This window comes from Agromyces mangrovi (genome assembly GCF_030296695.1).
GTDB lineage: Bacteria > Actinomycetota > Actinomycetes > Actinomycetales > Microbacteriaceae > Agromyces > Agromyces mangrovi.
Genome location: NZ_AP027737.1, coordinates 1,215,888 through 1,241,746, shown reverse-complemented (window position 1 = coordinate 1,241,746; position 25,859 = coordinate 1,215,888). Strand labels below are relative to the sequence as shown.

General features: G+C 73.6%; 23 protein-coding genes and 2 pseudogenes. 14 read left to right on the top strand and 11 right to left on the bottom strand.

Annotation, left to right across the window (positions count from 1 at the left end):
* Positions 1 to 165: 165 nt before the first annotated feature.
* Positions 166 to 1,752: a histidine ammonia-lyase gene (hutH, locus tag QUE38_RS05870; RefSeq protein WP_286310663.1), complete on the bottom strand. Its 1,587-nt coding sequence runs from the start codon at positions 1,750 to 1,752 to the stop codon at positions 166 to 168.
* A 58-nt stretch (positions 1,753 to 1,810) separates the two neighbouring features.
* Between hutH and QUE38_RS05865 the strand changes: the two genes are divergently transcribed.
* Complete coding sequence (locus QUE38_RS05865) at positions 1,811 to 2,650, top strand: IclR family transcriptional regulator (RefSeq protein ID WP_286310662.1); 840 nt, start codon at positions 1,811 to 1,813, stop codon at positions 2,648 to 2,650.
* Between the two features lie 47 nt (positions 2,651 to 2,697).
* Here the strand turns inward: QUE38_RS05865 and QUE38_RS05860 are convergent, their stop codons facing one another.
* The 5 genes and pseudogenes from QUE38_RS05860 to QUE38_RS05840 form a co-directional block, all read right to left on the bottom strand.
* A complete protein-coding gene (locus tag QUE38_RS05860) occupies positions 2,698 to 3,273 on the bottom strand; it encodes an antibiotic biosynthesis monooxygenase (protein ID WP_286310661.1) in 576 nt (191 codons plus the stop codon).
* A 62-nt stretch (positions 3,274 to 3,335) separates the two neighbouring features.
* A complete protein-coding gene (locus QUE38_RS05855; RefSeq protein WP_286310660.1) occupies positions 3,336 to 3,725 on the bottom strand; it encodes a hypothetical protein in 390 nt (129 codons plus the stop codon).
* 90 nt (positions 3,726 to 3,815) lie between these two features.
* A complete protein-coding gene (locus QUE38_RS05850) occupies positions 3,816 to 5,018 on the bottom strand; it encodes a YihY/virulence factor BrkB family protein (RefSeq protein ID WP_286310659.1) in 1,203 nt (400 codons plus the stop codon).
* Positions 5,019 to 5,116: 98 nt separating this feature from the next.
* Positions 5,117 to 6,354 (bottom strand): annotated as a pseudogene (locus tag QUE38_RS05845) (arginine deiminase).
* 77 nt (positions 6,355 to 6,431) lie between these two features.
* Entirely contained in the window at positions 6,432 to 9,473 is a 3,042-nt protein-coding gene (locus QUE38_RS05840; protein ID WP_286310658.1) for a BTAD domain-containing putative transcriptional regulator, read from the bottom strand.
* A gap of 123 nt (positions 9,474 to 9,596) precedes the next feature.
* On the opposite strand from QUE38_RS05840, the gene QUE38_RS05835 reads away from it, so the two are divergent.
* A complete protein-coding gene (locus QUE38_RS05835; RefSeq protein WP_286310657.1) occupies positions 9,597 to 10,430 on the top strand; it encodes an SDR family NAD(P)-dependent oxidoreductase in 834 nt (277 codons plus the stop codon).
* Between the two features lie 282 nt (positions 10,431 to 10,712).
* Here the strand turns inward: QUE38_RS05835 and QUE38_RS05830 are convergent, their stop codons facing one another.
* Positions 10,713 to 10,928 carry a hypothetical protein gene (locus tag QUE38_RS05830; protein ID WP_286311670.1) on the bottom strand — a complete coding sequence of 72 codons (216 nt, stop codon included), beginning with the start codon at positions 10,926 to 10,928 and terminating at the stop codon, positions 10,713 to 10,715.
* A 25-nt stretch (positions 10,929 to 10,953) separates the two neighbouring features.
* Between QUE38_RS05830 and QUE38_RS05825 the strand changes: the two genes are divergently transcribed.
* Positions 10,954 to 11,421, top strand: coding sequence for a MarR family winged helix-turn-helix transcriptional regulator (locus tag QUE38_RS05825; RefSeq protein ID WP_433996946.1), 468 nt, complete (start codon positions 10,954 to 10,956; stop codon positions 11,419 to 11,421).
* A gap of 7 nt (positions 11,422 to 11,428) precedes the next feature.
* On the opposite strand, the gene QUE38_RS05820 is transcribed toward QUE38_RS05825, so the two are convergent.
* A complete protein-coding gene (locus QUE38_RS05820; protein WP_286310655.1) occupies positions 11,429 to 12,520 on the bottom strand; it encodes an alpha/beta hydrolase in 1,092 nt (363 codons plus the stop codon).
* A 515-nt stretch (positions 12,521 to 13,035) separates the two neighbouring features.
* Here QUE38_RS05820 and QUE38_RS05815 point away from each other — a divergent pair.
* Entirely contained in the window at positions 13,036 to 15,186 is a 2,151-nt protein-coding gene (locus QUE38_RS05815) for a DEAD/DEAH box helicase (protein ID WP_286310654.1), read from the top strand.
* A gap of 52 nt (positions 15,187 to 15,238) precedes the next feature.
* Positions 15,239 to 16,123 carry an LLM class flavin-dependent oxidoreductase gene (locus QUE38_RS05810; RefSeq protein ID WP_286310653.1) on the top strand — a complete coding sequence of 295 codons (885 nt, stop codon included), beginning with the start codon at positions 15,239 to 15,241 and terminating at the stop codon, positions 16,121 to 16,123.
* Positions 16,124 to 16,155: 32 nt separating this feature from the next.
* Here QUE38_RS05810 and QUE38_RS05805 read toward each other — a convergent pair whose 3' ends face one another.
* The 3 genes and pseudogenes from QUE38_RS05805 to mftR all read right to left on the bottom strand — a co-directional run bounded on the left by QUE38_RS05805 (position 16,156) and on the right by mftR (position 18,460).
* A complete protein-coding gene (locus QUE38_RS05805) occupies positions 16,156 to 16,746 on the bottom strand; it encodes a GMC oxidoreductase (RefSeq protein WP_286311668.1) in 591 nt (196 codons plus the stop codon).
* Between the two features lie 255 nt (positions 16,747 to 17,001).
* Positions 17,002 to 17,654: pseudogene (locus QUE38_RS05800) on the bottom strand (GMC family oxidoreductase N-terminal domain-containing protein); the annotation flags it as partial.
* A gap of 167 nt (positions 17,655 to 17,821) precedes the next feature.
* Positions 17,822 to 18,460 (bottom strand): mycofactocin system transcriptional regulator, encoded by a 639-nt coding sequence (gene mftR / locus QUE38_RS05795; protein ID WP_286310652.1) that lies wholly within the window; start codon positions 18,458 to 18,460, stop codon positions 17,822 to 17,824.
* 95 nt (positions 18,461 to 18,555) lie between these two features.
* Here mftR and mftA point away from each other — a divergent pair, with 95 nt between their 5' ends.
* The 9 genes from mftA to QUE38_RS05750 all read left to right on the top strand — a co-directional run bounded on the left by mftA (position 18,556) and on the right by QUE38_RS05750 (position 25,857).
* The gene (gene mftA / locus QUE38_RS05790) at positions 18,556 to 18,666 is read left to right on the top strand and encodes a mycofactocin precursor MftA (RefSeq protein ID WP_286310651.1); all 111 of its coding nucleotides are present in this window, start codon (positions 18,556 to 18,558) and stop codon (positions 18,664 to 18,666) included.
* A 10-nt stretch (positions 18,667 to 18,676) separates the two neighbouring features.
* Complete coding sequence (gene mftB / locus QUE38_RS05785; protein WP_286310650.1) at positions 18,677 to 18,967, top strand: mycofactocin biosynthesis chaperone MftB; 291 nt, start codon at positions 18,677 to 18,679, stop codon at positions 18,965 to 18,967.
* Positions 18,964 to 20,331 carry a mycofactocin radical SAM maturase gene (gene mftC, locus QUE38_RS05780; protein WP_286310649.1) on the top strand — a complete coding sequence of 456 codons (1,368 nt, stop codon included), beginning with the start codon at positions 18,964 to 18,966 and terminating at the stop codon, positions 20,329 to 20,331. Before mftB ends, mftC begins: the two co-directional genes overlap by 4 nt.
* Before the next feature lie 89 nt (positions 20,332 to 20,420).
* The gene (locus tag QUE38_RS05775; protein WP_286310648.1) at positions 20,421 to 21,281 is read left to right on the top strand and encodes a mycofactocin-coupled SDR family oxidoreductase; all 861 of its coding nucleotides are present in this window, start codon (positions 20,421 to 20,423) and stop codon (positions 21,279 to 21,281) included.
* Positions 21,282 to 21,324: 43 nt separating this feature from the next.
* Positions 21,325 to 22,143 (top strand): mycofactocin-coupled SDR family oxidoreductase, encoded by an 819-nt coding sequence (locus QUE38_RS05770; protein WP_286310647.1) that lies wholly within the window; start codon positions 21,325 to 21,327, stop codon positions 22,141 to 22,143.
* A gap of 33 nt (positions 22,144 to 22,176) precedes the next feature.
* The gene (locus QUE38_RS05765; RefSeq protein ID WP_286310646.1) at positions 22,177 to 22,986 is read left to right on the top strand and encodes a mycofactocin-coupled SDR family oxidoreductase; all 810 of its coding nucleotides are present in this window, start codon (positions 22,177 to 22,179) and stop codon (positions 22,984 to 22,986) included.
* A gap of 82 nt (positions 22,987 to 23,068) precedes the next feature.
* Positions 23,069 to 23,902, top strand: a complete 834-nt coding sequence (locus tag QUE38_RS05760) for a mycofactocin-coupled SDR family oxidoreductase (protein ID WP_286310645.1) — start codon at positions 23,069 to 23,071, stop codon at positions 23,900 to 23,902.
* 11 nt (positions 23,903 to 23,913) lie between these two features.
* The gene (locus QUE38_RS05755; protein ID WP_286310644.1) at positions 23,914 to 24,873 is read left to right on the top strand and encodes an AAA family ATPase; all 960 of its coding nucleotides are present in this window, start codon (positions 23,914 to 23,916) and stop codon (positions 24,871 to 24,873) included.
* Positions 24,874 to 24,879: 6 nt separating this feature from the next.
* Positions 24,880 to 25,857 (top strand): vWA domain-containing protein, encoded by a 978-nt coding sequence (locus tag QUE38_RS05750; protein WP_286310643.1) that lies wholly within the window; start codon positions 24,880 to 24,882, stop codon positions 25,855 to 25,857.
* The last annotated feature ends 2 nt before the right edge of the window (positions 25,858 to 25,859 follow it).

Here is a 25,859-nt window from a genome sequence, read left to right as displayed (position 1 = left end):
GTTCGGGGAACCGTCGGGCTCAGTCTGACAGCCCCGTGAGAGCGGCACAATGGTCGTTTCGGTGAATGGCGCGGATCGGTCAGGCGTGCGGACGCCGCGCGCGCCGCTGCCGAGTCGCGGCCCGACGTGCGGATCCGCCCGGCGGTGGGGCAGGCGCCGCCGCCCTCAGCGCAGGGTTCCGACCGCAGAGCCCGCGGCCGCCACGACCTCGCCGCCCGCCACGAGCCCGACCACGGCGTCGATCTCGGGCGCGAGGAAGCGGTCCGCACCCGGGCCCGGCACCACGCCGCCCACGAGCGTCGCGACCGCGCCGGTGCCGGCCGCCGGGCGCAGCGGTGCCCGCAGCGCGAGCCCGCGCGTCGCCGTCATGACCTCGATCGCGAGCACGCGCGTGAGCCCGTCGAGCGCGCGCCGGAGCTTGCGCGCGGCAGCCCACCCCATCGACACGTGGTCCTCCTGCATGGCCGACGACGGAATGGAGTCGACCGATGCGGGCGCCGCAAGGCGCTTCAGCTCCGACACGATGCCCGCCGCCGTGTACTGCGCGATCATGAGCCCGGAGTCGACGCCCACCTCGTGCGCGAGGAACGGCGGGAGCCCGTGGTTGCGCGCCTTGTCGAGGAAGCGGTCGGTGCGCCGCTCGCTCATCGAGGCGACGTCGGCCACCGCGATCGCGAGGAAGTCGAGCACGTACGCCACGGGCGCCCCGTGGAAGTTGCCGTTCGACTCGACCCGCCCGTCGGGCGTGAGCACGGGATTGTCGACGGCGCTCGCGAGCTCGGCACGGGCGACGGATGCCGCGTGGGCGAGCGTGTCGCGCGCCGCGCCGTGCACCTGGGGCGCGCAGCGCAGCGAGTACGCGTCCTGCACGCGCGTGCACTCCGGACCGCGGTGGCTCTCCATGATCGGCGAGCCCGCGAGCATCGCTCGCAGGTTCGCCGCCGACGCGGCCTGCCCGGGGTGCGGGCGCAGCGCCTGCAGGTCGTCGGCGAACACGGCGTCGGTGCCGAGCAGCCCCTCGACGCTCATGGCTGCGGCCACGTCGGCCGTCGTGAGCAGCGCACCGAGGTCGTGCAGCGCGAGCGCGAGCATGCCGAGCATCCCGTCGGTGCCGTTGATGAGGGCGAGGCCCTCCTTCTCGCGCAGCACGAGCGGGGCGATGCCGGCGGCCTCGAGGGCGGATGCCGCGGGGAGGCGCTCGCCCGTGGCATCCGTCACCTCGCCCTCGCCCATCGCGGCCAGGGCGACGTGCGCGAGCGGCGCGAGGTCGCCCGAGCAGCCGAGCGAGCCGAACTCGTGCACGACCGGCGTGACGCCGGCGTTCAGCATCGCGGCGTACGTCTCGCAGACGACGGGGCGCACGCCGGTGCGGCCGGTCATGAGCGTCGACAGGCGCAGCAGCACGAGCGCGCGCACGACCTCGCGCTCGACCTCGGCACCCGAGCCCGCGGCGTGCGAGCGCACGAGGCTCGCCTGCAGCTGGGCGCGGCGGTCGCCCGGGATGAACGTGGTCGCGAGCGCGCCGAAGCCCGTCGAGATGCCGTAGTGCGGCACGGGGTCGGCGGCGAGCCCGTCGACGATCGCGCGGCTGGCGTCGACCGCGGCCAGCGCGGCGGGGTCCAGCTCGACGGGGGCGTCGTGGCGGGCGACGACGACGACGTCGTCGACCGTGAGCGGGCCGGCGCCGATGGTCACCGCGGGGCGGTCGGATGCCTCGGGGCCGGCGAGGCGCGGGGCGGGGGTGGTGCGCATGCTCCGATCCAACCTCGCCGCGCGGCATCCGGAGCCGCACCGGGAGTAGCCTCAGTCTGTGATCCCGGACGGCTCGCACGCCCCGAAGGTGCCGGCGGCGGATGCCGCGCTGCGCATCCTGTCGCACCTCGCGACGCTGCGCGGGCCGGCGCCCGCCGCGTCGATCGCGACGGCGCTCGACCTGCCGCGCTCGACCGCCTACCACCTGCTCGCGACCCTGGGCGAGCACGGCTACGTGGTGCACCTGCCCGAGGAGCGCAGGTACGGGCTCGGCGTCGCCGCGTTCGAGCTGAGCTCGGGCTTCAGCCGGCAGCAGCCGCTCGCGCGGCTCGGCGCGCCGCTCGTCGCGGGCCTCGTCGACGCCGCCGGCGAGAGCGGCCACCTCGCGGTGCTGCACGGGCGCGACGTGCTGTATCTCGTCGAGGAGCGTGCGCCGCGGCGGCCGTCGCTCGTCTCCGACGTCGGGGTGCGCCTGCCCGCGCACCTCACGGCGACCGGGCGCGCGATGCTCGCGGAACTGCCCGCGGCGCAGGTGCGCGCGCTCTACCCCGACGCGTCGGCGTACGCGCCGGGCGCCGCCGCCGAGGCATCGGGTGCATGGAGCCTGCGCCGCCTGCGCACCGTGCTCGCCGCGGTGCGCGAGCACGGCTACGCGGCCGAGGACGGCGAGGTGACCGCCGGGCTCGGGTCGGTCGGAGTGGCCGTGCTCGACCACACGGGGTGGCCGGCGGCGGCGATCGCCGTCACGTTCCCGGTCGAGCGGGTCGACGAGGCGCGCCGCGACGCGCTCGTCGCCGAGGTCGATCGTGCGGCGACGGAACTGTCGCGGCGCATCCGCGGCATCGGGCACCGCGCAGAGCGGTCGGGCGCGCCGCCGTCGGGTGGTGCGCCGGCCTGAGCAGCGCGCGGCTCAGGGGCATCCGCTCGCCCTGCCCCGCCCTCGGCTCAGCGCGCGCGATGCAGCCACGGCTGCAGCAGGCGCGTCACCCAGGGCAGCACGAAGTACGTCATGAGCGGCGTCAGCACGAGCGTGAGGGCGAGCGACTGCAGCCAGATCGGCAGCGCCTCCCAGCCCGGGATGCCGCCGACCAGGTACGAGAACACGACGTTCACCGGGAAGAACCCGAGCCAGATGGCGACGGCCTGCTTCCAGCGCGGGGGTGCCGGGGGCACGGCGGGTTCGTCGCCCACCGTCGGGATCGCTCCCGTCGGCTCGTCGAACCAGCCCTCGATGCCCGTGCGGCGCGTGCTGCGCTCGGAGCGGATGAGTCCCTCGCCCGTCGAGAGCCACCACCGGCGCTCCGACGAGTCCTCCCACGCGGCGAGCGTCTGCTCGCTCGCGAACCGGTAGAGCATGTGCCACACCTGCGAGTCGGCGCCCGCGCGGATCCACCCCGAACCGAGGAAGCCCGGGTAGCGGTTCGCGAGGTTCACGCCCGCCTGCACCCACGCCGTCACCTCGGGGATGCGGTCGGGGTCGACCTCGCGGCGGATGGAGACGGTGATCGGCTGGGCGGGCATGCCTTCCATTGCACCGCATGCCGGCTGAGTGCGCGCCCGATGCGCGCGGTCGGGCCGTGCGGTCAGCCCACGCCGGATGCGGCGAGCCAGAGCCCGAGCGCGAACAGGGCGAGGTTCGCGAAGGTGCCGAGGATGGGCACGCGGCGGGCGGCGCGGCGCTGCAGCATCCGCACCGTCGTCCAGATGACGACGACGAGCGCGACGAGCCACGGGCCGAAGATCGCCAGGAGCGAGCCCCAGCCGATGCGCGCGCGGTCGCACGCGGCATCCGTGATGCAGTCCTCGGTGAACGACGGCAGGAACACGCCGCCGAGGCTCACGGTCGCGGTGACGACGAGGAACAGGGCGAGCAGCAGGAGGGTGGCGACGACGTGGCCGGCTCCGGGCCGCGATGCCGGGTCGGCGGCGGTCGTCTCGGGTTCGGTCGTGTCGTGCTGGGTCGTGTCGTCCACGCTCGCCTCTCCGGCCGCGGTCGGGAGCGGCGCCTGCGCAAGGGTAGTGCGCGCGTCGGCGCCGGGCGCGTATCGCTCCACAAGCGCGGGTCAGCGCTTCGCCTGCTCCTTCTGCTGCTGCTCCCGCTCCTGCTCGGCGAGCTCGGCGCGCCGCCGGGCGACCTTGGCGCTCTGCGCCGACTCGAGCCGGAACTCGATCGCCCGGGCCACGTCGTCGCGCACCTTCTGCGCCTGCTTCTCGATGCCCGAGCGGTCGCGCAGCGGCAGCTGCACGGCGACCTCGGCCTCGACGCCCATCTGCAGCTCGCGCGCCCGCTCGAGTTCCGTGTCGAGCTCGGCGCCGACGAGCACCGCGAGGTTCGAGATCCACATCCACAGCAGGAACACGATGACGCCGCCGAGCACGCCGTAGGTCGCGTCGTAGTTCGCGAAGTTCGACACGTAGATGCCGAAGCCGAACGAGGCCAGGCCCCAGACGACGATCGCGAGGAACGCGCCGACGCTCAGGATGCGGAACCGCTGGCGCACGTTCGGCGTCGCGTAGTAGAGGATCGCGATGGCGATCACCGTGATGAGCGCGAGCGCCGGCAGCTGCACGGCGTTCCAGATCGCGACTGCGGTCTCCGAGAGCCCCACGAACGAGCCGATCGTCGAGGCGATCGGGCCCGAGATGACGAGCAGCAGGCCCGCGCTGGTCGCGAGCAGCACGATCACGACCGTGACGAGCAGCAGCCACGGGCGCAGCTTCCAGATCGCGCGACCCTCCTCGACCCCGAGGATGCGATTCATGCTGCGCGAGAATGCGCCGACGTACCCCGACGCCGACCAGAGCGCGCCGACGAGACCCACCGTGAAGGTCCACGCGGATGCGCTGGACGCGGTCAGCCCCTCGATCGGCCCGCGCACCGACTCGATCACGTCTTCGCCGCCGAGCTCGCCGATGAGGTCGAACGCGGCGTCGGTCGTCTCGTCCGCCTGGCCCACGAGCCCGAGCAGCGACACGATCGCGAGCAGTCCGGGGAACAGCGCGAGCACCGAGTAGTAGGTGAGGCCCGCGGCCAGGTCGGTCGCCTTGTCGCGCGAGAACTCGCGGATCGTGCGAGACAGCGCGAGCTTCCACGCCGGCCAGGTCAGTCGCCTGGGCCCGCCGCGCGCGCCGAGCGTCGCGGCGGCCGCGTCCGCCTGGCCGCGGTCGCGACCCTGCGCGAGTGCGTCGACCACGTCCTGGGTGGTGGCCTCGGCGGATGCCTCCTCGGCGGCATCCGCTCGCTTCGCCCTGCCCCGACCGAACATGCCCGCTCCCCTCCCGGGCGCCCGGCGCCCGCGAACCACGTCGTCTTCGAGCGTAGGCGAGGGCCGCGTGCCGCTGCAGGGGGTTGCGGGCGCGCGCCTCAGTAGTCGACCGGGTCGCGCACGATCGGGCAGGTCATGCAGTGCCCTCCGCCGCGCCCGCGGCCGAGCTCGCCGCCGACGATCTCGATCACCTCGACGCCCTGGTTGCGCAGCAGCTCGTTCGTGTACGTGTTGCGGTCGTACGTGAACACGACGCCCGGCTCGACCGCGACGGCGTTGTTGCCGCTGTCCCACTGCTGGCGCTCGCCGGCGTACCAGCCGCCGCCGGGCTCGACCGCGCGCAGCTTCGGCAGCCCGAGCGACGAGGCGACGACGTCGATGAACGGCGCCTGCTCCTCGGTGATGTCGAGCCCGCCGGCATCCGCGGGCCTGAGCGAGAAGGTGTGGATGCCGTCGACGATGTCGGGGTAGTAGGTGACGAGGTCGCGGTCGGCGAACGTGAAGACGGTGTCGAGGTGCATCGCCGCGCGCAGCTTCGGCATGCCCGCGACGACGACCCGCTCGGCCGCGCCGGCCGCGAAGAGGCGCTCGGCGACCGACGTGATCGCCTGCCGCGAGGTGCGCTCGCTCATGCCGATGAGCACGACGCCGTTGCCGACGGGCATGACGTCGCCGCCCTCGAGGGTCGCGCGACCCCAGTCGGTCTCGGCGTCGCCCCACCAGATCGTGTTGCCCGTGTAGTCGGGGTGGAACGCGTAGATCGCCTGCATGAGCAGCGTCTCGCCGTGGCGGGCCGGCCAGTAGAGCGGGTTGAGGGTGAGGCCGCCGTAGATCCAGCAGGTGGTGTCGCGCGTGTAGATCGTGTTCGGCAGCGGCGCCATCAGGTACTCGGTGAGGCCGGCCGACTCGCGCACCAGGGCGAGCTCGGGGAGCGGAACTCGTCGGGCAGGTCGCGCGTCGAGAGCCCGCCGATGAGGTACTCGGTCAGCACCTCGTCGGCGAGTGAGTCGAGGAACGCGCGCGTGTCGGCGACCAGCCCGCCGCCGACCTCGGCCGCGGTGATCTTGCGGTCGAGCAGCCAGTCGCGGGCACCCGGCACGGCGAGCGTCTCGGTCAGCAGGTCGTGCAGCTCGACGACGTCGACGTCGCGGGCCCGCAGCTTGGCGACGAAGTCGGCATGGTCGCGCTGCGCGTTCTGCACCCACAGCACGTCGTCGAACAGCAGCGCGTCGCTGTTGCTCGGCGTCAGGCGTTCGTGCCCGAGGCCGGGCCGGCAGACGAGCACCTTGTGCAGGCGGCCGACCTCGGAGTGCACTCCGTACGACGTCTCCGACATGTGCGTCCCCTCCCGGAGCCGTGCGGCGTGGAGCATCCGTCTCGGCGCCGTCGCGTGTCTCGGGCGGTGTCTCGTGTCTAGCGCATGGGTCGGCTGGCGTTCAAGGGCCGTGCCGGCGAGGCCGCGAGCGCCGCGAGCACGAGCTCGTGCGCCTGCGCGGCGAGGTCCGCGGCGTCGGCGGCCACGGGCGCTGGGCCGAGCGGGCCGAAGCGGGCGAGCTCCCAGTCGTCGCGCGCGAGCTCGAGGCGGGCGCGGAGCGCGCCGGCGGCCGCGACGAGGCGCTCGGCGCCGGCGGAGTCGTGGTGCTCGACGAGCAGCGCGACCGCCTCGGCCGACTCGGCGGCGGCGCCGACGGATCCGGTGCGGGACGCCTCGTCGGCCGCGCGACGGGCCTCGTCGGCCGCGCGATCGACGTCGCCGCGGGCTGCGAGCAGGCGAGCCGTCAGCACGCGCGCCCGGATGTGCGGCACGAGCGGTGCGGTGCCGCGGTCGGCGTCCGCGAGCACCCGCGCGGCCAGCTCGCCCGCGAACGCATCGTCGCCGGATTCGTGGGCGACGAGCGCCCGCTCGAGCCGGGCGAGTGACGCATGGAACGCGGAGCCGACCCGCTCGAACGCGTCGATCGAGTCGTCGAGCGGATCGCCCGCGGCGCCGCGGTCGCCGCGCATGCGCGCGACGAGCCCCTCGACGAACCTCGTCCAGTGCGCGTCGGGCGCGGCCGGCAGCGCGCGGACCGCCGCGACCGTCGCGAGCGCGTCGTCGCAGCGCCCGGCGTACGCGTGCACGACGGCCAGGTTCACCATCGCCATGCCGCGGGCGGACGAGTCGCCGGCGGCGAACGAACCGATCGCCGCGTCGAGCCAGCGGCGCGCGGCACGGTCGTCGCCGCGCTGCGCCTCGACCGAGCCGAGCAGGTTCTCCGCGGCGGCGCGGCCGGGGGCGTGGCTCGGGTCGACACACGCCAGTGACTCCGAGGCGAGCGTGCGGGCGGACGAATAGTCCCCCTGATGCGCGGCGAGCCACCCCTCCTGCAGCAGGAGGGCGCTGCGGCGCCGGTCGTCGAGGTCGATGGGCGCGCGTGCGGCACGCAGCATCCGCCTGCCCTCGTCGTAGAGCCCGAACTCCTGCCAGTACCGCCCGAGCGCGAGTGCCGAGTCGGCGGCGAGGTCGCGCTGCCCGCCGCGCACGAGGCTCTCGACGGAGGCCAGCAGGTTGGGGCGGTCGGCACGGATGCGGGTGCGCCAGCCGACCTGCTCGAACCGGCGGTGCCCGTCGCCGGCCTCCACCGCGAGCGCGGCGAACCAGCGATCGCGTCGCGCGGTCGCCGCATCGAGTGCGCCGGAATCGCGCAGCTTCGCCGCCGCGAACTGGCGCACCGGCTCGAGCAGTCGGTAGCGGGTCGACCGGCCGCGCGCGACGAGCACCATCGACTTCTCGACCAGGCCCGCCAGCGCGGGCTCGATCGCGGTCGGCGTCATGCCGCGCACGGCTGCGGCGGCGTCGATGCCGAACGGACTGCGCAGCACGCCCATCGCGGCGAAGAGACGCTGCTCCTCGGAGTCGAGCAGCTCGTGGCTCCAGTCGAGCGCCGCTTGCAGCGTGCGGTGCCGCGGCAGCGCGGTGCGCGAGCCGCGGCCGAGCGCGTCGAAGACATCGTCGAGGCGATCGGCCAGCTCCGCGACCGAGCGCGTGCGGGTGCGCACGGCGGCGAGCTCGATGGCCAGCGGGATGCCGTCGAGCGCGCGGGTGATGCGCGCGACGTCGGCCGCGTTCTCGGCGGTGAGCGCGAAGCCCGGGTCCGCGCTGCGGGTGCGCTCGACGAAGAGCGCGACCGCCGGAGACCTGCTGATTCGGGTGGGAACCCCGTCGGCCTGCTCGGATGCCACGGGCCCATCGGGCACGGCGAGCGACGGCACCGTGAGCACGTGTTCGCCGGGCACGCGCAGCGCCTCGCGGCTCGTGGCGAGCACGCGCAGCCCGGGGCAGGCGCGCAGCAGGTCTTGTGCTGCTGCCGCCGCGGCGTCGATCACGTGCTCGCAGTTGTCGAGCAGCAGCAGGGCGGAGCGATCTGCGAGCAACGCGCGCAGCGCTGCGGCCGGGTCGTCGTGCGCCCACGGGCCCAGGCCGATCGCGCGCACGATCAGGCCCGGCACGTCGGCGGGCGCATCCGCCCGCACCAGGTCGACGAACCACACCCGCTGGTCGAAGCGCTCGAGCGCGCGGGCACCGACCTCGGTGGCGAGTCGTGTCTTGCCGCATCCGCCCGGCCCGACGAGGGTCAGCAGCCGACGCGAGCCGAGCAGATGCCCGATCGCGTCGACCACGCGCTCCCGCCCGATGAACGCGTCGATGGGAGCGGGCAGGGTGTGCGGCGGATCGTGCGGGGCATCCGGGGCGAGCTCGTCGCGAAGTCCGCGCTCGAGGGCGAGCAGTTCGGCGCCGGCCGGGAGCCCCGTCTCCGCGAGCGCGGAACGTGCGCGACCGACCTGGCGCAGCGCCTCGGCCGGGTCCTGCTCCTGCCGCACCGCCGTCGCGAGCGCGACCCAGAGCGCCTCCTGCGACGGGTCGTCGCGCAGCACCGCGGGCAGCGCGGCCGCCACGTCGGCGGCGCGTCCGGCATCGGTGGCCAAGTCGGCCCACCGCCGCAACGCGTCGCCGCGCAGCGCCCGCAGCCGATCGCGCGCGGCGACCGCGAAGTCGGCATACGGGAAGGCGGCGAGCGGGTCGTCGGTCCAGAGTTCGAGGGCCTCTTCGAGGGTGGCCCGCGAGGCGTCCGGCTGGTTCGTGCCGAGGCCCCGCGCGGCGAGGTCCTCGAAGCGGGCGAGGTCGACCTCGTCGCGGGGGAGGTCGAGGGCGTACCCGCCGGGCCGGGTCGCGACGACGTCGGGCAGGCCCGCTGTGGAGAGGTGCGAGCGGAGGCGGGACACCGCGACGCGCAGTGCGTGCGGCGAGTCGCCCGAGGCATCCGCGCCCCACAGCTCGTCGACGAGGCGCTCGACCGACACGACCGCGCCCGGCCGGAGGGCGAGCAGCGCCAGGATCGCCGCTGAGCGCCCGTTCCCCAGCGCGGTGCCGTCCCCGTCACCGACGGCGACCGACCCGAACAGGCGCACCAGCACGGGGCGACTGTACCGCGGCGGCGCCGGCTGCGACCGAGGTGTGACCTCGATGTGCACTCGTTCGGGCATCGTGCTGCTCACGCGGATCGACCGCGGTCGGGCACCGACGAGAGGACACGGATCATGGACGACTTCGACGGACGGGTGGCGCTCGTCACCGGGGCATCACGGGGGCTCGGGCGGCACCTCGCGCGAGAGCTGGCCGCGGCCGGATGCAGCGTGGCGGTCACCGCCCGCACGACCGCGCCGCTCGATGCGCTGGCGGAGGAGATCGCGGCCACGGGCCGGCGCGCGATCGCCGTGCCGGGCGACCTGACCGACGCGGCGGACCGCGCGGGTATCGTCGATCGCGTGACGACGGCGCTCGGGCCGGTGGACGTACTCGTGAACAACGCCGGCGTCGCGCGCGCCTCCGAGTACGTCGACGCCGACCCGTCTCGCGTGCTCGCGACGAACCTCGTCGCGCCGATGGAGCTCACCCGCCTGGTGCTGGCCGGCATGCGCGAGCGCGGGTTCGGACGCGTGCTCAACGTGGCATCCCTCGCCGGCCTCGCGGGCCTGCCGTACCTCGTCGACTACTCGGCGGCGAAGGCCGGCCTCGTCGCGTTCTCCCGGGCGCTGCGCGCCGAGCTCGCCGGCACGGGAGTGTCGAGCACGGTCGTGTCGCCGGGGTTCATCGGCGACGAGGGCATGTACCGGGCGTACGAGACGCCCGTGCCCTGGTACCTCGGCACGAACGTGTCGGCCACCGTCGCCCGGCAGGCGGTGCGCGCGCTGCGCCGCGACCGCGCCGAGGTCGTGCTGAACACCCTGCCGATGCGGCCCCTCGTGGCGGTGGGCGCGGTCTCCGACGGGGCGATGCGCACGATGACCCGCACGCTCGGCGCCGACGCGTACCTGCGCGGGCTCGCCGCGAAGGACCTGCCGTACTCGGACCTGCCCGAGCTGGTGGTCTGAGCCGGCGGGCGTTCCGCGATCAGGGGTGCTCGCGGAACACGGCGGCGGATGCACGCGACCCGACACGAACGCGCCAGCGTGCGCGTGCATCCGTCGTCGCCCGGCCGGTCGTGCGCGTCGTTCACGGACCGTGCGTTGCTGGCGCACTCCCGGAAACATGCAACTCCGCGCGTAACGCGGCGTGTCTGCATGCGTTCGCGGCGGATCGCGCAGATCTGCATGTTTTCGGGTGGGGCGGGCGGTCGGATGCCGCGGGGCGGCGTGACGGCGCGGTCAGCGCGGTTAGCGCGGGCAGTGCATGAGCGGCTTCGGGCCCGAGCGGTCGAACGTGTGGGCGTCCATCGCGGCGCCGCAGAGCGGGCAGGGGCGAGCGGCGCTCGCGGGCGGGGGCTCGGTCTCGTAGGGGCCGACGGTCGCGGGCCCGGCGATGCGCACGAGCCAGCGGTTGACGAGCCAGTACCAGCCGCCGGCGGCGCGGGCGCGTTCGCGGAGGGGCATCCGCTCGGATTCGCTTCGTGTCACGATGCTTAGTGTACGAACCACCAGCGGTAGCATCAATCCCGTGACCGACGACCTGCTGAAGCTCGACAACCAGGTGTGCTTCGCGATCGTGACGGCGGCGCGCAACGTCGTCTCGATCTACCGGCCGGTGCTCGCGCCGCTCGGGCTCACCCACCCGCAGTACCTGGTGATGCTCGCGCTGTGGGAGCAGTCGCCGCGCTCGCTGACCGAACTCGCCGCCGAGCTCGCGATGGAACCCGCGACGCTCTCCCCGCTCGTCAAGCGGCTCGAGGCGCAGGGGCTCGTCGAGCGACGTCGGCGCGCGAGCGACGAGCGCGTGCTCGACATCTCGCTGACCGCCGAGGGCACGGCGCTGCGGGCACGTGCCGAGCGGGTGCCCGAGCAGATCATGGCGATCACCGGACTCGACGTCGACCAGTTGGCGTCGCTGCGCGATGCGCTCGCGCCGTTCGCGGGCGCGCGCGACTGAGCGGTCGCTACCCCTCGGGCGCCGCGTCGGCGAGCTGCTCCGCCGGGAGCTCCTCCGCCCAGCCGAGGTGCGCGTGCAGGAACGCGGCGACGCGCTCGCGCAGTGCGGCGTCCAGGATGCCGATCGAGTGCCCCTCACCCGAGACCACGGCGAGCTCGACGGGAACGCCCGCCTCGTCGAGCGTTCGGGCGAAGCGTTCGGCCTGCGCGAGCGGGATGATCTCGTCGGCGGCGTGGGCGATGAACACGGGGGGATCGGATGCGTCGACGTGCGACGTCGGCGACGCGGCATCCGCTTCGGGGCAGTCGGAGGCGCGCTCGCAGCCGAGGTAGTCGGTCACGATGCCGTGCAGCCACGTCGTGGCCTGGTCGGCGCCGAGCGTGACGGCGTCGAGGGTGATCGGCGCGCTGAGCTCGACGACCGCCGCGACCCGCGACCCTGCGTCGAGCGCGCCGGCGCCGGCCGTGCCGAGCAGCGCGGCGAGGTTGCCGCCCGCCGAACCGCCGAACGCGCCGATGCGCGCCGGGTCGATGCCGTACGCCTCGACCTGCTCGGGCTCGCGCAGCCACTGCACCGCGAGCGACACGTCGTCGATCGCCGCGGGGAACGTCACGTCGGGAACCAGCCGGTAGTTCACCGACACCGCCACGAACCCCTGCGACGCGAGCCACTCGCACACGAGCCGCCAGTCGTCGCTCGCCTTGTCGCCGCGCGCCCAGCTTCCGCCGTGGATCGACAGCACCGCCGGTCGGCTCGCCGCGGGGCCCGCAGGGCTGCAGACGTCGAGGGTCAGCAGCGTGCCGTCGGCGCGTGCACCGTACTCGACGTCCTCGTCGATGAGGACGCCGGTGGCCGGGGCGGTGAAGGTGCGGATGCCCGTGATCGCATCGCCCGCCAGCTCGCTCACGTCGTTCGGGCCGACCGGGTCGATGGCGCGCAGGCCGAGGTGGAAGCCGCTGAGGGCGGCGGCGGTGGCGACCGCTGCGCCCGCCGCGGCGGTGATGAGGAGCGCACGCCAGCGGCGACGGCGTGGCGCCCGGCGCCCGTCGGGTGCGGCGCCGCGGCCCGCGCCGCCGTCGGTCGCTCGGGTGGTCTGCACGGGGGCGCTCCGGAGGGAATCGGGTGGGGCGATGCTACCCGAGCCGGGCTCAGCCGCCGAATGCGGCGGCAGGCCTCCTGCCGTCCCCACCCTCGGCGGCCCCGTGCGAAACGTAGGACTCGATGGGCGACACGCCGACCCGGCCGAGCCGCGGGCCGCGAATCTCCTACGTTTCGCACAGCGGCCTCTGCGGGCCCCGTGCGAAACGTAGGACTCGATCGGCGACACGCCGACGCGGGCCGGCCCGGGGCCGCGATTCTCCTATGGTTCGCCCGAGTCGCGCGCCCACCCGGGCATCCTCACAGCAAGGCCCGCTAGCATCGACACGTCGGTCTGGGACACCGCGCGCATCGCGCGGATGGGTTTGTGAGTCCCGTGGGCCGGATCTCCGCCGCGGTGGCGGGGAGCATCACCGTATGTGACGGCCCCGGTCGAGGACAGCCCGGGTTCTGAAGCCGACGTGCGCTCGCCGGGCGGCTTCCCATGTACTCGAGGACAACCCAGGAAGCATCGCCATGCCCAAGAACAAGAAGCCCGCCGGCGGCCGCCTGGCCAAGAACTTCGACCCGTCGTACGCGAAGAAGTCGAAGAAGCCCAAGCGATCGGATGCCTCCGGCAGCACGCGCAAGCCCGGCTCGCGCAGCCCCGGTCACCGCGGCTACCGGCCCGAGGAGGCCGAGCCCAAGCAGCGCTGGAGCCGCGAGGAGCGCGAGGCGGCGGGCCGTTCGCCGCGCCGCTCGAGTTCGTCGCGCCGCGACGACCACGACGGCGGCAGGTACGACCGCGAGGATCGCGGACCCCGGAAGGGCGAGCGCGACCAGCGCGGAGGTTCGCGCGGCTACGACCGCGACGACCGTGCCCCGCGTCGTGACGACCGGGACCGCCGCGATGGTGGGCGCCGGTACGACCGCGACGACCGTCCTCGTCGTGACGACCGCGACCAGCGTGGTGGTTCGCGCGGCTACGACCGCGACGACCGATCCCGTCGCGACGACCGCGACCAGCGCGGAGGTTCGCGCGGCTACGATCGCGACGACCGCCCGCGCCGCGACGACCGCGACCGCCGTGACTCCGGTCGCCGGTACGACCGTGACGACCGCGCGCCCCGCCGTGACGACCGCGACCGCTCGCAGCGCGTCGCCGGCCGCGGCTACGACCACGACGACGCCCGCAGGCGCGACCGCGACCGGGGCGAGCGCCCCCGCCGCGACCACGACGACCGCCGGGTCGCCGGCCGCGGCTACGACCGCAACGAGCGGTACGACCGCAACGACGGGGCAGGCCGTCGCAACGACCGCTACGACCGCACCGACCGCCCGGGCTTCCGCGAGTCCGAGCGTCGGCCGTCGACGTACTTCCCCGCGAAGGACGACCGTGCGCCGTACGCCCCCGAGGACGACGTCGTGCTCGAGCGTCTCCAGGCCGAGGCCATCACGGCGGACGCCGTCGAGGGCGTGACGTTCGCCGACCTGGGTCTCGGCGGCAACATCGTGCGCGCCCTGCGCGACCTCGGCGCGGAGCATCCGTTCCCCATCCAGGCGGCGACCATCCCGGTCGTGCTCGAGGGGCGCGACGTGCTGGGCCGCGGTCGCACCGGTTCGGGCAAGACCATCGCGTTCGGCGCCCCCACCGTCGAGCGCCTCATGCAGATGTGGGCGTCCACGGGCAAGAGCGGCGAGAAGCGCAAGCTCGGCCGCGCGCCCCGTGCGCTGATCCTCGCGCCAACCCGCGAGCTCGCGCTGCAGATCGACCGCACGGTGCAGCCGATCGCGCAGAGCGTCGGCCTGTTCACCACCCAGATCTACGGCGGCGTGCCGCAGGGCCGCCAGGTCGGCGCGCTGCAGCGCGGCGTCGACATCGTGATCGGCACGCCCGGCCGTATCGAGGACCTCATCGAGCAGCGCCGCCTCGACCTCAGCGAGGTCGAGATCACCGTGCTCGACGAGGCCGACCACATGTGCGACCTCGGGTTCCTCGAGCCCGTGCAGCGCATCCTCCGCCGCACCCGTGCGGGCGGGCAGAAGCTGCTGTTCTCGGCGACCCTCGACACGGGCGTCGCCGCGCTCGTCGACGAGTTCCTCGTCGACCCAGCGGTGCACGAGGTCGCGGGCGAGGACCAGGCGTCGGGCACGATCGACCACCGCGTGCTCGTGATCCGCAACGACCAGAAGCGCGACATCGTCGCCCAGCTCGCCGCGCGGCCGGGCAAGACCCTCGTGTTCTCGCGCACCCGCGCGTTCGCCGAGGACCTCGTCGAGCACCTCGAGGACCGCGGCGTCTTCGCCGTCGCACTGCACGGCGACCTCAACCAGGCCCGTCGCACGCGCAACCTGCAGCAGCTCACGAGCGGCAAGGTCGACGTGCTCGTCGCGACCGACGTGGCGGCACGAGGCATCCACGTCGACGACATCGACCTGGTGATCCAGGCGGATGCCCCGGACGAGTACAAGACCTACCTGCACCGTTCGGGCCGCACCGGCCGGGCCGGCAAGCGCGGCGTCGTGGTGACGCTCATCCCCCGCGGACGCCATCGCCGCATGACCGAACTGCTCGAGCGCGCCGAGATCGCGGCAGAGTTCGACGAGTTCGCGCGCGGCGACGAGTTCACGCTCGCGGCGCCGGAGCCCGAGCGGTCGGACGAGCCGGCAGCCGACGACGAGGCGTAGCCGCGCGCCCGGTCCTCCGCTAGCGTCGTCGGAACGACGACGGGAGACCGGCATGCAGATCGGCATCGCGCTCGATACGCACGGCACCGCCGATCGCCCCGTGCGGTGGGAGTCGCTGCGCGCACAGGCGCGTGCGGCCGAGGAGGCCGGCTTCGACCTGCTCGTGCTGCCCGATCACCTCTACTACCCGGCCGACGACCCGGTCACGGCGTGGGAGTCGGTCTCGCTTGCCGGGGCGATCGCGGCGTCCACCTCGAGGATCCGCATCGGCCACTCCGTCGTGAACATCCCGTACCGTGCACCGACGATCGTCGCGGCGATCGCGAACACGCTCGACGAGATCTCGGGCGGGCGCTACGTGCTCGGCCTCGGCGCGGGCAACACCCCCGATGCGGAGTACGAGGCGCTCGGCATCGATGCGTCCCGTCGCTACTCACGGGCGGTGGAGGCGGTCACGATCGTGACCGAGATGCTGCGCACCGGCCGATCGGATGCTCCGGGGCCGATGTATCCGTCGGCGGGCGCCACGCTGGCGCAGCGCTCGCCGCGTCCGACCGGGCCGCCCGTCGTGCTGGCCGCGAACGGGCCACGCATGCTCGAGCTCGCCGCACGTCTCGCCGACGAGTGGAACGGGTACGACCATTCCGGCTCCAGCGACGGGCTCGCGGCGTTCCGACCGCTCGTGGCCGGCCTCGACGCCGCGTGCGATCGGGTGGGACGCGACCCGCTCGATCTGCGACGCACGGTCGATGTGGTGGTCGGCCACGGCGCGTCCGTCGGACTCGGCTTCGACGGATCCACCCAGGACATCGCCGAGCGCATCCTGAGACTCGGCGAACTGGGCATCACCGAGGTGCGCTGCTACATCCCGCCGCGCTCGACGGCGGAGCGCATCGCCGAGCTCGAGCCGCTCGTCGCCGCGGTGCACGCGGGGTAGCGCACGGAGCTCGCGGGCGTCGTGCACGACGCTCAGCGGGCTCGCTCCGCCCGCATCCACGCGGCCGCCGACTCGCCGATGAGCACGGCGGTCGCGGCCGGACCGCGCGACGGGGTGTCGGGCAGCATCGACGTGTCGGCGACGCGCAGCCCGGTCACCCCGTGCACCAGGCCGTGCGCGTCGACGACCGAGCCCGGGGCATCCGCCGGGCCCATCGGGGCGCTCCCGCAGAGGTGGATCGCGGTGCCGAGGTGCGCGCGCATCCACGCGTCGAGCGCGGCGTCGTCGGCGACGGTGGCGTCGTCGAGCTCGGTCAGCCGCTCCACGAGGCCGGCGAAGGAGGGCGAGCGCAACAGCGCCACCGCGGTGCGCACGCCGACCCGCAGGCGCGCGCGGTCGGATGCCGTCGACAGGTAGCGGTAGTCGATGCGCGGCTGCTCGGTCGGGTCGGCCGAGGCGAGCGTGATCGACCCGCGCGCCTGTTCGCGCTGCAGGCCGACGAGCAGCGACAGGTCGCGGCCGTGCGCCGCCTGTTCGCGCACTCGGGCGAGCGACGTGCCGCGCAGCGCCCGCAGGGTGTCGATCGGGTGCCGCAGGGCGGCCCGCGCGCCGCCCGCGAACATGCTGCGCCGTCCGGTGAGCAGCCAGCTCATCGACTTCACGGACACCATGACCTCGAGGTCGTCGCCCGGTGCGCCGGGTGCCCCCGAGGCATCCGGCACCGGCTCACCCGATGACAGGTTGAGCGCCGTCGTGAAGGTCTCGGGCGTGCGCGGGTCCATGAGGTCGCGCCGGGCGCGCCATCCGATCGACAGGTCGGGGTGGTCGCTGAACGCGGCCCCCACGCCGGGCGCGTCGACGACGACGGGCACGCCCGCCGCCCGCAGCTGGCCGGCCGGGCCGATGCCCGAGACGAGCAGCAGGTGCGGCGTGCCGATGCCGCCGGCGCAGAGCACGACCTCGTCGGCGTGCACCGTTTCGAGCGCACCGTCGCGGAGCACCTCGACCCCGGTCGCGCGGGTGCCGTCGAGCACGACGCGCAGCACGCGGCATCCGCCCACCACCCGCAGGTTCGGACGCCCGCGGGCCGGGTTCAGGTACGCCTCGCCCGTGTTCACCCGCACGCCGTCGACCACGTTCAGCGGCACGGGACCGACCCCCGCCGGCCCGCTCGCGTTCTTGTCGGGCTCGCGCGCGAATCCCAGCTCCGACGCGGCAGCGGTGAAGGCCTCGGCGGCCGGATGCCCCTGGGCGGCGCGCCGCACCGGCATCGGCCCCGCGTCGCCGTGCAGCGGCCCCGCCCCGAGGTCGAGGTCGCGCTCGAGCGCGCGCATGCGGGGAGCATCCGCGCGTAGCCCCAGTCGTCGCCGCCGACCGCGGCCCAGCGCGCGAAGTCGGCCGGCGTCGCACGCACGAAGTAGGCGCCGTTGATGGTCGACGAGCCGCCGATGATGCGGCCGCGCGCGATCGTGTAGGGCAGGTCGTCGGTGAGGTGCCCGAGGTACGACCAGTTGGCGGGGTGGCCGGGCATCGCGCCCTGCACGGTCGACGCGTCGAGCAGTTCCGGAGGGAAGTCGGCGCGCCGGGCGGGCACCGCCCCGGCCTCGAGCACGGTCACGTCGATGTCGGGGTCCTCGCTCAGCCGCGCGGCCAGCGGAGCGCCGGCCGCGCCCGCGCCGACCACGACGACGCGCCGCGTCATGCCCGCCGCGGCCGCCGGTGCGCCTGCACGAGGCGCGGGTCGATGCGCTCGTCGATCATGCCGAACGCCTGGTCGAGCTGGTCGATGAGGTCGGACTCCGGCTCGCGCAGCCACTGCTCGTAGGCGGCGAGGCAGACGCCGAGGCAGGTCCACGCCATGGTCTGCGGCACGAGGTCCTCGGCCGGCAGGTCGAGGCGGCCGGCGACGTGCTCGGCGACCACCTCGCGCCAAGCGGTGTACCGCAGGGTCGAGTGCGCGAGCAGCGTCGGCACGTGCAGCAGCAGCTCCATGCGGCGGCGGTGGTACTCGGCCTCGGCGTCGGGCACCCGGTTGAAGTCGAGGATCGCGATGCGCAGCTGCTCCATGAGCGGCATCTCGTCGGGCATGTCGGCGAGGCGCGCTCGCATGCCGTCGAGCATCTCGTCGAACTCGCCCCAGGGCAGGTCGTTCTTCGAGGGGAAGTAGCGGAAGAAGGTGCGGCGGCCGATGCCGGCCTCGCGCGCGATGTCGTCGACGGTCGTCTCGTCGAAGCCGTGCTCCATGAACAGGCGCAGGGCGGTGTGGCTGAGCTCGGCGTGCGTGGTCGAGGGGGCACGGCCCATGCGGGGACGGGCGGCGTCTTCGGACAACGTCATCGTCCGACCCCTTCCCTTCGGCACTGAGTGCCATTAGTATCGTGCACATCGCGAGGGGACGCCAACGAGGGCGACCCGCACATGAGGAGCATCCCATGACTCGAACTGATCCGGTCGGCGACTCCCAGCAGGCTGCCGACGACGTCATCGAAGCCGATTCGCTCGTCGAGGAGGTCTCCATCGACGGCATGTGCGGCGTCTACTGACGCATCCGCCATGGCCTCGATCGACCCCGACTCCCCCTGGACGCTGCACCCGCAGGTCTCCGTACGCCCCGAACCGTTCGGCGCGCTGCTCTACCACTTCGGCACGCGCCGGCTGTCGTTCCTGAAGGACCGCACGCTGCTCGACGTGGTCGAACGACTGGCGGATGCCCCGAGCCCACGCGCCGCCTGCGCCGACGCCGGAGTGGCCGAGGCGCACCTGCCGACGTACCTGCGTGCGCTCGGCACGCTGGCCGAGTCGCGCATGATCACGCCGCGCGAGGCCGAGGAGCGAGCGGCATGACGCTGACGGATGCCCCGGTCGCACCGGTCGCCACCGCGCCGCCGCCCGCGCCCAAGCGCCTGGTCGACCACTTCGAGCTCGGGCTCGACGCCCCGATCTGCCTCACCTGGGAGCTCACCTACGCGTGCAACCTCTCCTGCGTGCACTGCCTGTCGAGCTCGGGCCGACGCGACCCGCGCGAACTCTCGACCGAGGAGTGCAAGGCGGTCATCGACGAGCTCGAGCGGATGCAGGTGTTCTACGTGAACATCGGCGGCGGCGAGCCGACCGTGCGCAGCGATTTCTGGGAGCTGGTCGACTACGCGACCTCCCACCACGTCGGCGTGAAGTTCTCCACCAACGGGGTGAAGATCACGCCCGAGGTCGCCGAGCGCCTCGCCGAGAACGACTACGTCGACGTGCAGGTCTCGCTCGACGGCGCGACGCCCGAGGTGAACGACCACGTGCGCGGGCCGGGCTCGTACGACACGGCCGTGCGCGCGATGCGGAACCTCCGCGACGCGGGCATGCGCAACTTCAAGCTCTCCGTGGTCTGCACCCGGCAGAACATCTCGCAGCTCGACGACTTCAAGGCGATCGCCGACGAGTACGGCGCGCAGCTGCGGCTCACCCGGCTGCGCCCCTCGGGCCGCGGCGCCGACGTGTGGGACGAACTGCACCCGACCGCCGACCAGCAGCGCGAGCTCTACGACTGGCTCGTCGCGCACGGCGAGGACGTGCTGACCGGCGACTCGTTCTTCCACCTCTCCGCGTACGGCCAGGCGCTGCCCGGCCTGAACCTCTGCGGCGCGGGCCGCGTGGTCTGCCTGATCGACCCGATCGGCGACGTCTACGCGTGCCCGTTCGCGATCCACGACGAGTTCCTCGCCGGCAACGTGCGCGACGACGGCGGCTTCCAGCACGTCTGGCGCGAGTCGCAGCTGTTCGGCCGCCTGCGCTCGCCGCAGTCCGGCGGCGCGTGCTCGTCGTGCCAGTTCTACGACACCTGCAAGGGCGGATGCATGGCGGCGAAGTTCTTCACCGGCCTGCCGCTCGACGGGCCCGACCCCGAGTGCGTGCAGGGCTACGGCGAGCAGGCGCTCGAGCAGCGCGCGGCCGCCGCCGACCTGCCCAAGCACTCCGGCGACCACTCGCACCGCACCTCGCCGCCGCGCCCGCGCACGGGCCCGAACGGCATGGGCCCCGTGCGCCTGACGCTCTCGCGCCGGGAGGACCTCCAGGCGCCGCCGGTCAGCGCGTGCGCCGAGAGCCCGCTCGCGGGCTTCGCCGCGACCCTCGCCGCGCAGGGCGGCGACGACTTCGACACGAAGCAGAGCGGCGCCGACCGGCGCCACGAGGGAGGCGCTCCGCCCCGACTCGCGTGAGACCCGACCACGGCACGGCCGCGACGATGCGGTCGTGATGCGGTCGTGCGTGTCCACGGGCCGTCCGGCGCGCCCGGAAGGAGAACGCAATGGGCATGCTCGACGGGAAGGTCGCCTTCATCACCGGCGGATCGCGGGGCCAGGGCCGCGCGCACGCCGTCACCTGCGCGAGGGAGGGCGCCGACGTCGTCATCATCGACACGGTCGAGCAGATCTCGACCGTGCAGTACCCGATGGCGACGCAGGCCGACATCGACGAGACGGTCAGCCAGGTCGAGGCGCTCGACCGGCGCATCGTCGCCGAGGTCGGCGACGTGCGGAAGCAGGCCGACCTCGACCGGGCGGTCGCGCGCGGCGTCGCGGAGCTCGGCAGGGTCGACATCCTCATCGCCAACGCGGGCATCTTCTCGCTGGCGCCGGCGCACGAGCTGAGCGAGGAGGCGTGGGACGACATGATCGCCGTGAACCTCACCGGCGTCTGGAAGTCGGCCAAGGCCGTGCTGCCGCACATGGTCGAGCAGGGCGGCGGGTCGATCGTCATGACCAGCTCGATCAACGGGCTCGAGCCGGGCGCGAACTACGCGCACTACTGCTCGGCGAAGTTCGGCGTGGTCGGGCTCATGAAGACGCTCGCGCTGGAGTACGCCGGCCGGGGGATCCGCGTCAACTCGGTGCATCCGGGCGCCATCCTCACCCCCATGACCAGCTGGCAGGGCGCGTGGGACATGATGAGCGGCAAGCCGGCCGGCGAGGGCACCGAGGAGGACATGCTCGACGCGGGCTACGGCTTCCACGCGCTGAAGGGCAACGGGTTCCTCTCGCCGCAGCGCATCGCCGATGCCGCGCTCTTCCTGAACTCCGACCTCGCATCGTCCGTCACCGGCGTGACCCTTCCGGTCGACGCCGGCCACCTGCTGCTGCCCGGCATCAACATGGCCCCGGTCAAGTAGCACCCCCACCCACCCGAATCACCGACGAGCAAGGGAGCTCATCATGGCAGGACAACTCGAGGGCAAGGTCGCCTTCATCACCGGCGCGGCGCGCGGCCAGGGCAGGTCGCACGCGGTGCGCCTCGCCGAGGAGGGCGCCGACATCATCGCGATCGACCTGTGCAAGCAGATCGAGACCGTCGGCTACCCCATGTCGACGCCCGAGGACCTCGCCGAGACGGTCGCGATGGTCGAGGCGCTCGACCGCCGCATCCATGCCGTCGAGGCCGACGTGCGCGACCGCGAGGCCGTGCAGTCCGCGTTCGACGCGGGCGTGGCTGAACTCGGCGACGTGCAGATCGTGTCGGCCAACGCCGGCATCGCACCGCTGTCGATGAACCCCGTGCCGGAGGAGTGGCAGGACGTCATCGACGTGAACCTCACCGGCGTCTACCACACGGTCGAGGTCGCGAAGCCGTCCATGGTCGCCCACGGCAGGGGCGGCGCGATCGTGCTGACCAGCTCGACCGCCGGCATCGCCGGCATCGGCGGCAACACCCCGGGCGGGCTCGGCTACACCGCCGCCAAGCACGGGGTCGTCGGCCTCATGCGCAGCTACGCGAACCAGCTCGCCGAGCACTCGATCCGCGTGAACACCGTGCACCCCACGGGCGTGAACACGCCCATGGTCGTGAACGAGGTCATGCAGGAGTTCCTCGAGTCCGACCCGAGCCTCTCCAACGCGATGGCCAACGCGCTGCCGGTGCCGATGATCGAGGCCGTCGACATCTCGAACGCCATCGTGTGGCTCGCCTCCGACGCCGCGCGCTACGTGACCGGCGTGACGCTGCCGGTCGACGCCGGCTTCCTCAACAAGCGCTGACCCACCCGAACCGACAGGAAGGAACGAACGAACATGGCAGGACGAGTGGAAGGCAAGGTCGCCTTCGTCACCGGAGCCGCTCGCGGGCAGGGCCGCAGCCACGCGCTGCGGCTCGCCGAGGAGGGCGCCGACATCATCGCGGTCGACGTCTGCGGGCCGATCCCGAACCTCCAGTACCCGCACGCCACACCGGAGGACCTCGAGGAGACCGTGCGCCAGGTCGAGGCGCTCGACCGCCGCATCGTCGCCCGGCAGGCCGACGTGCGCGACGCCGCGGCCATGAAGGCCGCCGTCGACGAGGGCGTCGCCGAGCTCGGCCACCTCGACATCGTCGTCGGCAACGCGGGCATCTGCATCGTCGCCCCGTGGGACGAGGTGACCGAGGAGGTCTGGGACGACACGATCGACACCAACCTCAAGGGCGTGTGGAACACCGTGCGCCTGACCGCGCCGCACCTGATCGCGGCGGGCGGTGGGTCGATCATCCTCACGAGCTCGGCAGCCGGCCTCAAGGGCCTGCCGTTCATCACGCCCTACGTCGCGTCGAAGTTCGGCGTGACCGGGCTGACGAAGGCGTTCGCGCACGAGCTGGCGATGCACAACATCCGCGTCAACTCGCTGCATCCGACCGGTGTCGCCACCGACATGGGGCAGATGGGCGCCGAGTACCCGCGCATGCTCGAGGCCAACCCGCGGCTCGCGGGCATGCTCACCAACTCGCTGCCGGTCGAAGTGACCGAGCCGCGCGACCAGTCGAACGCGGTGCTGTTCCTCGCCTCCGACGAGTCGCGCTACGTCACCGCGATGGCGATGACGGTCGACGCGGGCAACACGCAGTACTGAACCGCGGATGCCCCGGGGCGGACCTCGCCCCGGGGCATCCGGAACCGGCGGGCGACCCCCGCCACGAGGGAAGGAGCACGCGATGGGGCGTGTGGAGGGGAAGGTGGCGTTCATCACGGGCGCCGCACGAGGACAGGGTCGCAGCCACGCGGTGCGACTGGCCCAGGAGGGCGCCGACATCATCGCGATCGACGCGTGCGAGCGCTTCGACGAGAACCCGTACGACCCGGCGACCGAGGAGGACCTCGCCGAGACCGTGCGCCAGGTCGAGGCGCTCGACCGGCGCATCGTCGCGTCGAAGGCCGACGTGCGCGACTACGACCAGGTGCAGCGGGCCGTCGACGAGGGCGTCGCCCAGCTCGGCCGGCTCGACATCGTGTGCGCCAACGCGGGCATCGCGGGCCGGTTCAACCGGGCCGAGGACATCCCCGAGGACGAGTGGGTCAACATGACCGACATCAACCTCAACGGGGTGTGGCGCAGCTGCAAGGCGGCGATTCCGCACATCCGCGCCGGCGGCAACGGCGGGTCGATGATCCTGACGAGCTCCGACGCCGGGCTGTTCGCGTTCGAGAACATCTCGCACTACGTGTCGGCCAAGCACGGGGTGGTCGGGCTCATGAAGACGCTGGCGCTCGAGCTGGCGCCCGACATGATCCGCGTGAACAGCGTGCACCCCACGGTGGTGGACACGCCGATGGTGCAGAACGACGCCATCTACCGGCTGTTCCGGCCCGACCTCGAGAATCCGACGAAGGACGACTTCGCGGCGGGCGCGAGCGCGATCAACGCGCTGCCCATCCCGTGGGTCGAGGCCGTCGACATCTCGAACGCGGTGCTGTTCCTGGCGTCCGACGAGGCCCGGTACATCACGGGCGTCCCGCTGCCGGTCGACGCCGGCGCGGCTGTGAAGTAGGAGGGGAGCGCATGGGCGAGGAACAGGTGACGGATGCCCCGACGGACGTCGATCGCGCGGCGACGGGCGGCGATCTCGCCGAACGGCGCCGGCGCATCGCGGCGAACATCGTGGGCCGGGAACGGGAACTCGAGCTGACGCTCGCGGCGGTCGCCGCCGGGCGGGACATCCTGCTCGAGGGGCCGCCCGGCACGAGCAAGACCACGATGCTCACCGCGATCACGGCCGACTGGGGCATCCCCCTGCTCTTCGTCGAGGGCAACGCCGACCTCACGCCGGCGAAGCTCGTGGGTCACCACAACCCGGCGCGCGTGCTGCGCGAGGACTACAGCGCCGACAACTTCGTCGCCGGGCCCCTCGTGGAGGCCATGCAGCAGGGCGGGTTCCTCTACATCGAGGAGTTCAACCGGGCGCCGGAGGACACGATCAACACGCTGCTGACGGCGATGGCCGACCGGTCGATCGCGGTGCCGCGGGTCGGTCGCATCCGCGCCAAGGCGACCTTCCGGGTCATCGCGTCGATGAACCCGTACGACAACATCGGCACCACGCGGCTGTCGACCAGCGTGCACGACCGGCTGAACCGGCTCGCGGTCGACTACCAGGACGCCGACGCCGAGGAGCGCATCGCCGCGCTCCGCAGCGGTGCCCGCGGTGCGGTGGGCGAGCGGCTCGTGCGCGACGCGGTCGCCGTGACCCGCGCGACGCGCACCCACCCCGACGTGCGGCAGGGGTCGAGCGTGCGCGGCGCGATCGACTGCGTGCTGGTCGGCACCGAGCTGGCCGAGATGCGAGGCATCCGCTCGCCCGAGCAGGAGCAGTACCCCGCCATGGTGCTCGACGCGATGATCGTGTCGCTGTCGGGCCGCATCCACCTCGACGAGGCCGCCGAGACCACGCCCGAGCGGGTGCTGCGCGAGATCTGGGAGGACCGCTTCGTGCTCGAGCCGGCGACTGCCGCGCCGGGATGAAGGGCCGTGCCGGCCGACTCTCCGATCCAGCGGGAGTCGGGCCGCGAGCGCCGCACGGAGCAGGGCACGCCCCTGCGCCGGAAGCCCAAGCAGCTCGAGGAGGACCCCACCGTGTTCGATGCGACCCCCGGCGCCGGCGGCATGCTGCTGCGCGCCGGCGGGCGCACCCGAACGCGCGCGACCGCTCGCTCGGGATCGGTGGCGGGCGACTTCACGGAGGAGCAGGGCGCCGTGGTCGCGCCCGAGCTCGAGGCATCCGTCGACCCGATCGCCCGGAAGCGCGCCCGGCAGATCGCCGCCCGCCTGGCCGTGCCGCGGCCGCGCCGGGACGCGACCTCGCGCAGGGGCATGGGCGAGCTCGGCAGCATGCCGTACCGCGGCGGGTCGGACGAGATCGACCTCGACGCGACCATCGAGGTGCTGGCCGAGCGGCCGGTGCCCGACGACGAGGACATCGTGGTGCGCGAGCGCATCCGCACCACGCGCTCGGTCGTGCTCGTCGTCGACGTGTCGGGGTCGATGAAGGGCGAACGCATCCTGACCGCCGCCGCGACGGTGGGGGCGATCGCCGGCGAGCTGCAGCACGACGACCTGGCGGTCATCGCGTTCTGGTCGGATGCCGCGGTGCTCCAGCACCTCGGAGCGCCGGTGCAGCCCATGGAACTCGTCGACACGATCATGCGGCTGCCCGCGCAGGGGCTCACCAACGTGGCGTTCCCGCTCGAGCTCGCGGCGAAGGAGCTCGCCGGGGCGCCGCTGCGCGACTCGCGCGTGGTGCTGCTGTCGGACTGCGTGCACAATGCGGGCCCCGACCCGCGGCCGATCGCGGCCCGGCTGCCCCGGCTCGACGTGCTGCTCGACTCGACGGGGGAACGCGACGTGGAGCTCGGGCGGGACCTCGCCCGGCTCGGCCGGGGCACGCTGCACGTGGTGCGCGACGTGCGGGCGGTGGCGCCCGCGATCAGCGAGATGTTCGGTGGCTGAGG

Coding starts and splice junctions, on each gene's coding strand:
- hutH (WP_286310663.1), bottom strand. CDS start 1,752: ATGCGCACCACCCCCGCCCCGCGCCTCGCCGGCCCCGAGGCATCCGAC.
- QUE38_RS05860 (WP_286310661.1), bottom strand. CDS start 3,273: ATGCCCGCCCAGCCGATCACCGTCTCCATCCGCCGCGAGGTCGACCCC.
- QUE38_RS05850 (WP_286310659.1), bottom strand. CDS start 5,018: ATGTTCGGTCGGGGCAGGGCGAAGCGAGCGGATGCCGCCGAGGAGGCA.
- QUE38_RS05835 (WP_286310657.1), top strand. CDS start 9,597: ATGGACGACTTCGACGGACGGGTGGCGCTCGTCACCGGGGCATCACGG.
- QUE38_RS05830 (WP_286311670.1), bottom strand. CDS start 10,928: ATGCCCCTCCGCGAACGCGCCCGCGCCGCCGGCGGCTGGTACTGGCTC.
- QUE38_RS05825 (WP_433996946.1), top strand. CDS start 10,954: ATGCTTAGTGTACGAACCACCAGCGGTAGCATCAATCCCGTGACCGAC.
- QUE38_RS05815 (WP_286310654.1), top strand. CDS start 13,036: ATGCCCAAGAACAAGAAGCCCGCCGGCGGCCGCCTGGCCAAGAACTTC.
- QUE38_RS05810 (WP_286310653.1), top strand. CDS start 15,239: ATGCAGATCGGCATCGCGCTCGATACGCACGGCACCGCCGATCGCCCC.
- QUE38_RS05805 (WP_286311668.1), bottom strand. CDS start 16,746: ATGTTCGCGGGCGGCGCGCGGGCCGCCCTGCGGCACCCGATCGACACC.
- mftR (WP_286310652.1), bottom strand. CDS start 18,460: ATGACGTTGTCCGAAGACGCCGCCCGTCCCCGCATGGGCCGTGCCCCC.
- mftA (WP_286310651.1), top strand. CDS start 18,556: ATGACTCGAACTGATCCGGTCGGCGACTCCCAGCAGGCTGCCGACGAC.
- mftB (WP_286310650.1), top strand. CDS start 18,677: ATGGCCTCGATCGACCCCGACTCCCCCTGGACGCTGCACCCGCAGGTC.
- mftC (WP_286310649.1), top strand. CDS start 18,964: ATGACGCTGACGGATGCCCCGGTCGCACCGGTCGCCACCGCGCCGCCG.
- QUE38_RS05775 (WP_286310648.1), top strand. CDS start 20,421: ATGGGCATGCTCGACGGGAAGGTCGCCTTCATCACCGGCGGATCGCGG.
- QUE38_RS05770 (WP_286310647.1), top strand. CDS start 21,325: ATGGCAGGACAACTCGAGGGCAAGGTCGCCTTCATCACCGGCGCGGCG.
- QUE38_RS05765 (WP_286310646.1), top strand. CDS start 22,177: ATGGCAGGACGAGTGGAAGGCAAGGTCGCCTTCGTCACCGGAGCCGCT.
- QUE38_RS05760 (WP_286310645.1), top strand. CDS start 23,069: ATGGGGCGTGTGGAGGGGAAGGTGGCGTTCATCACGGGCGCCGCACGA.
- QUE38_RS05755 (WP_286310644.1), top strand. CDS start 23,914: ATGGGCGAGGAACAGGTGACGGATGCCCCGACGGACGTCGATCGCGCG.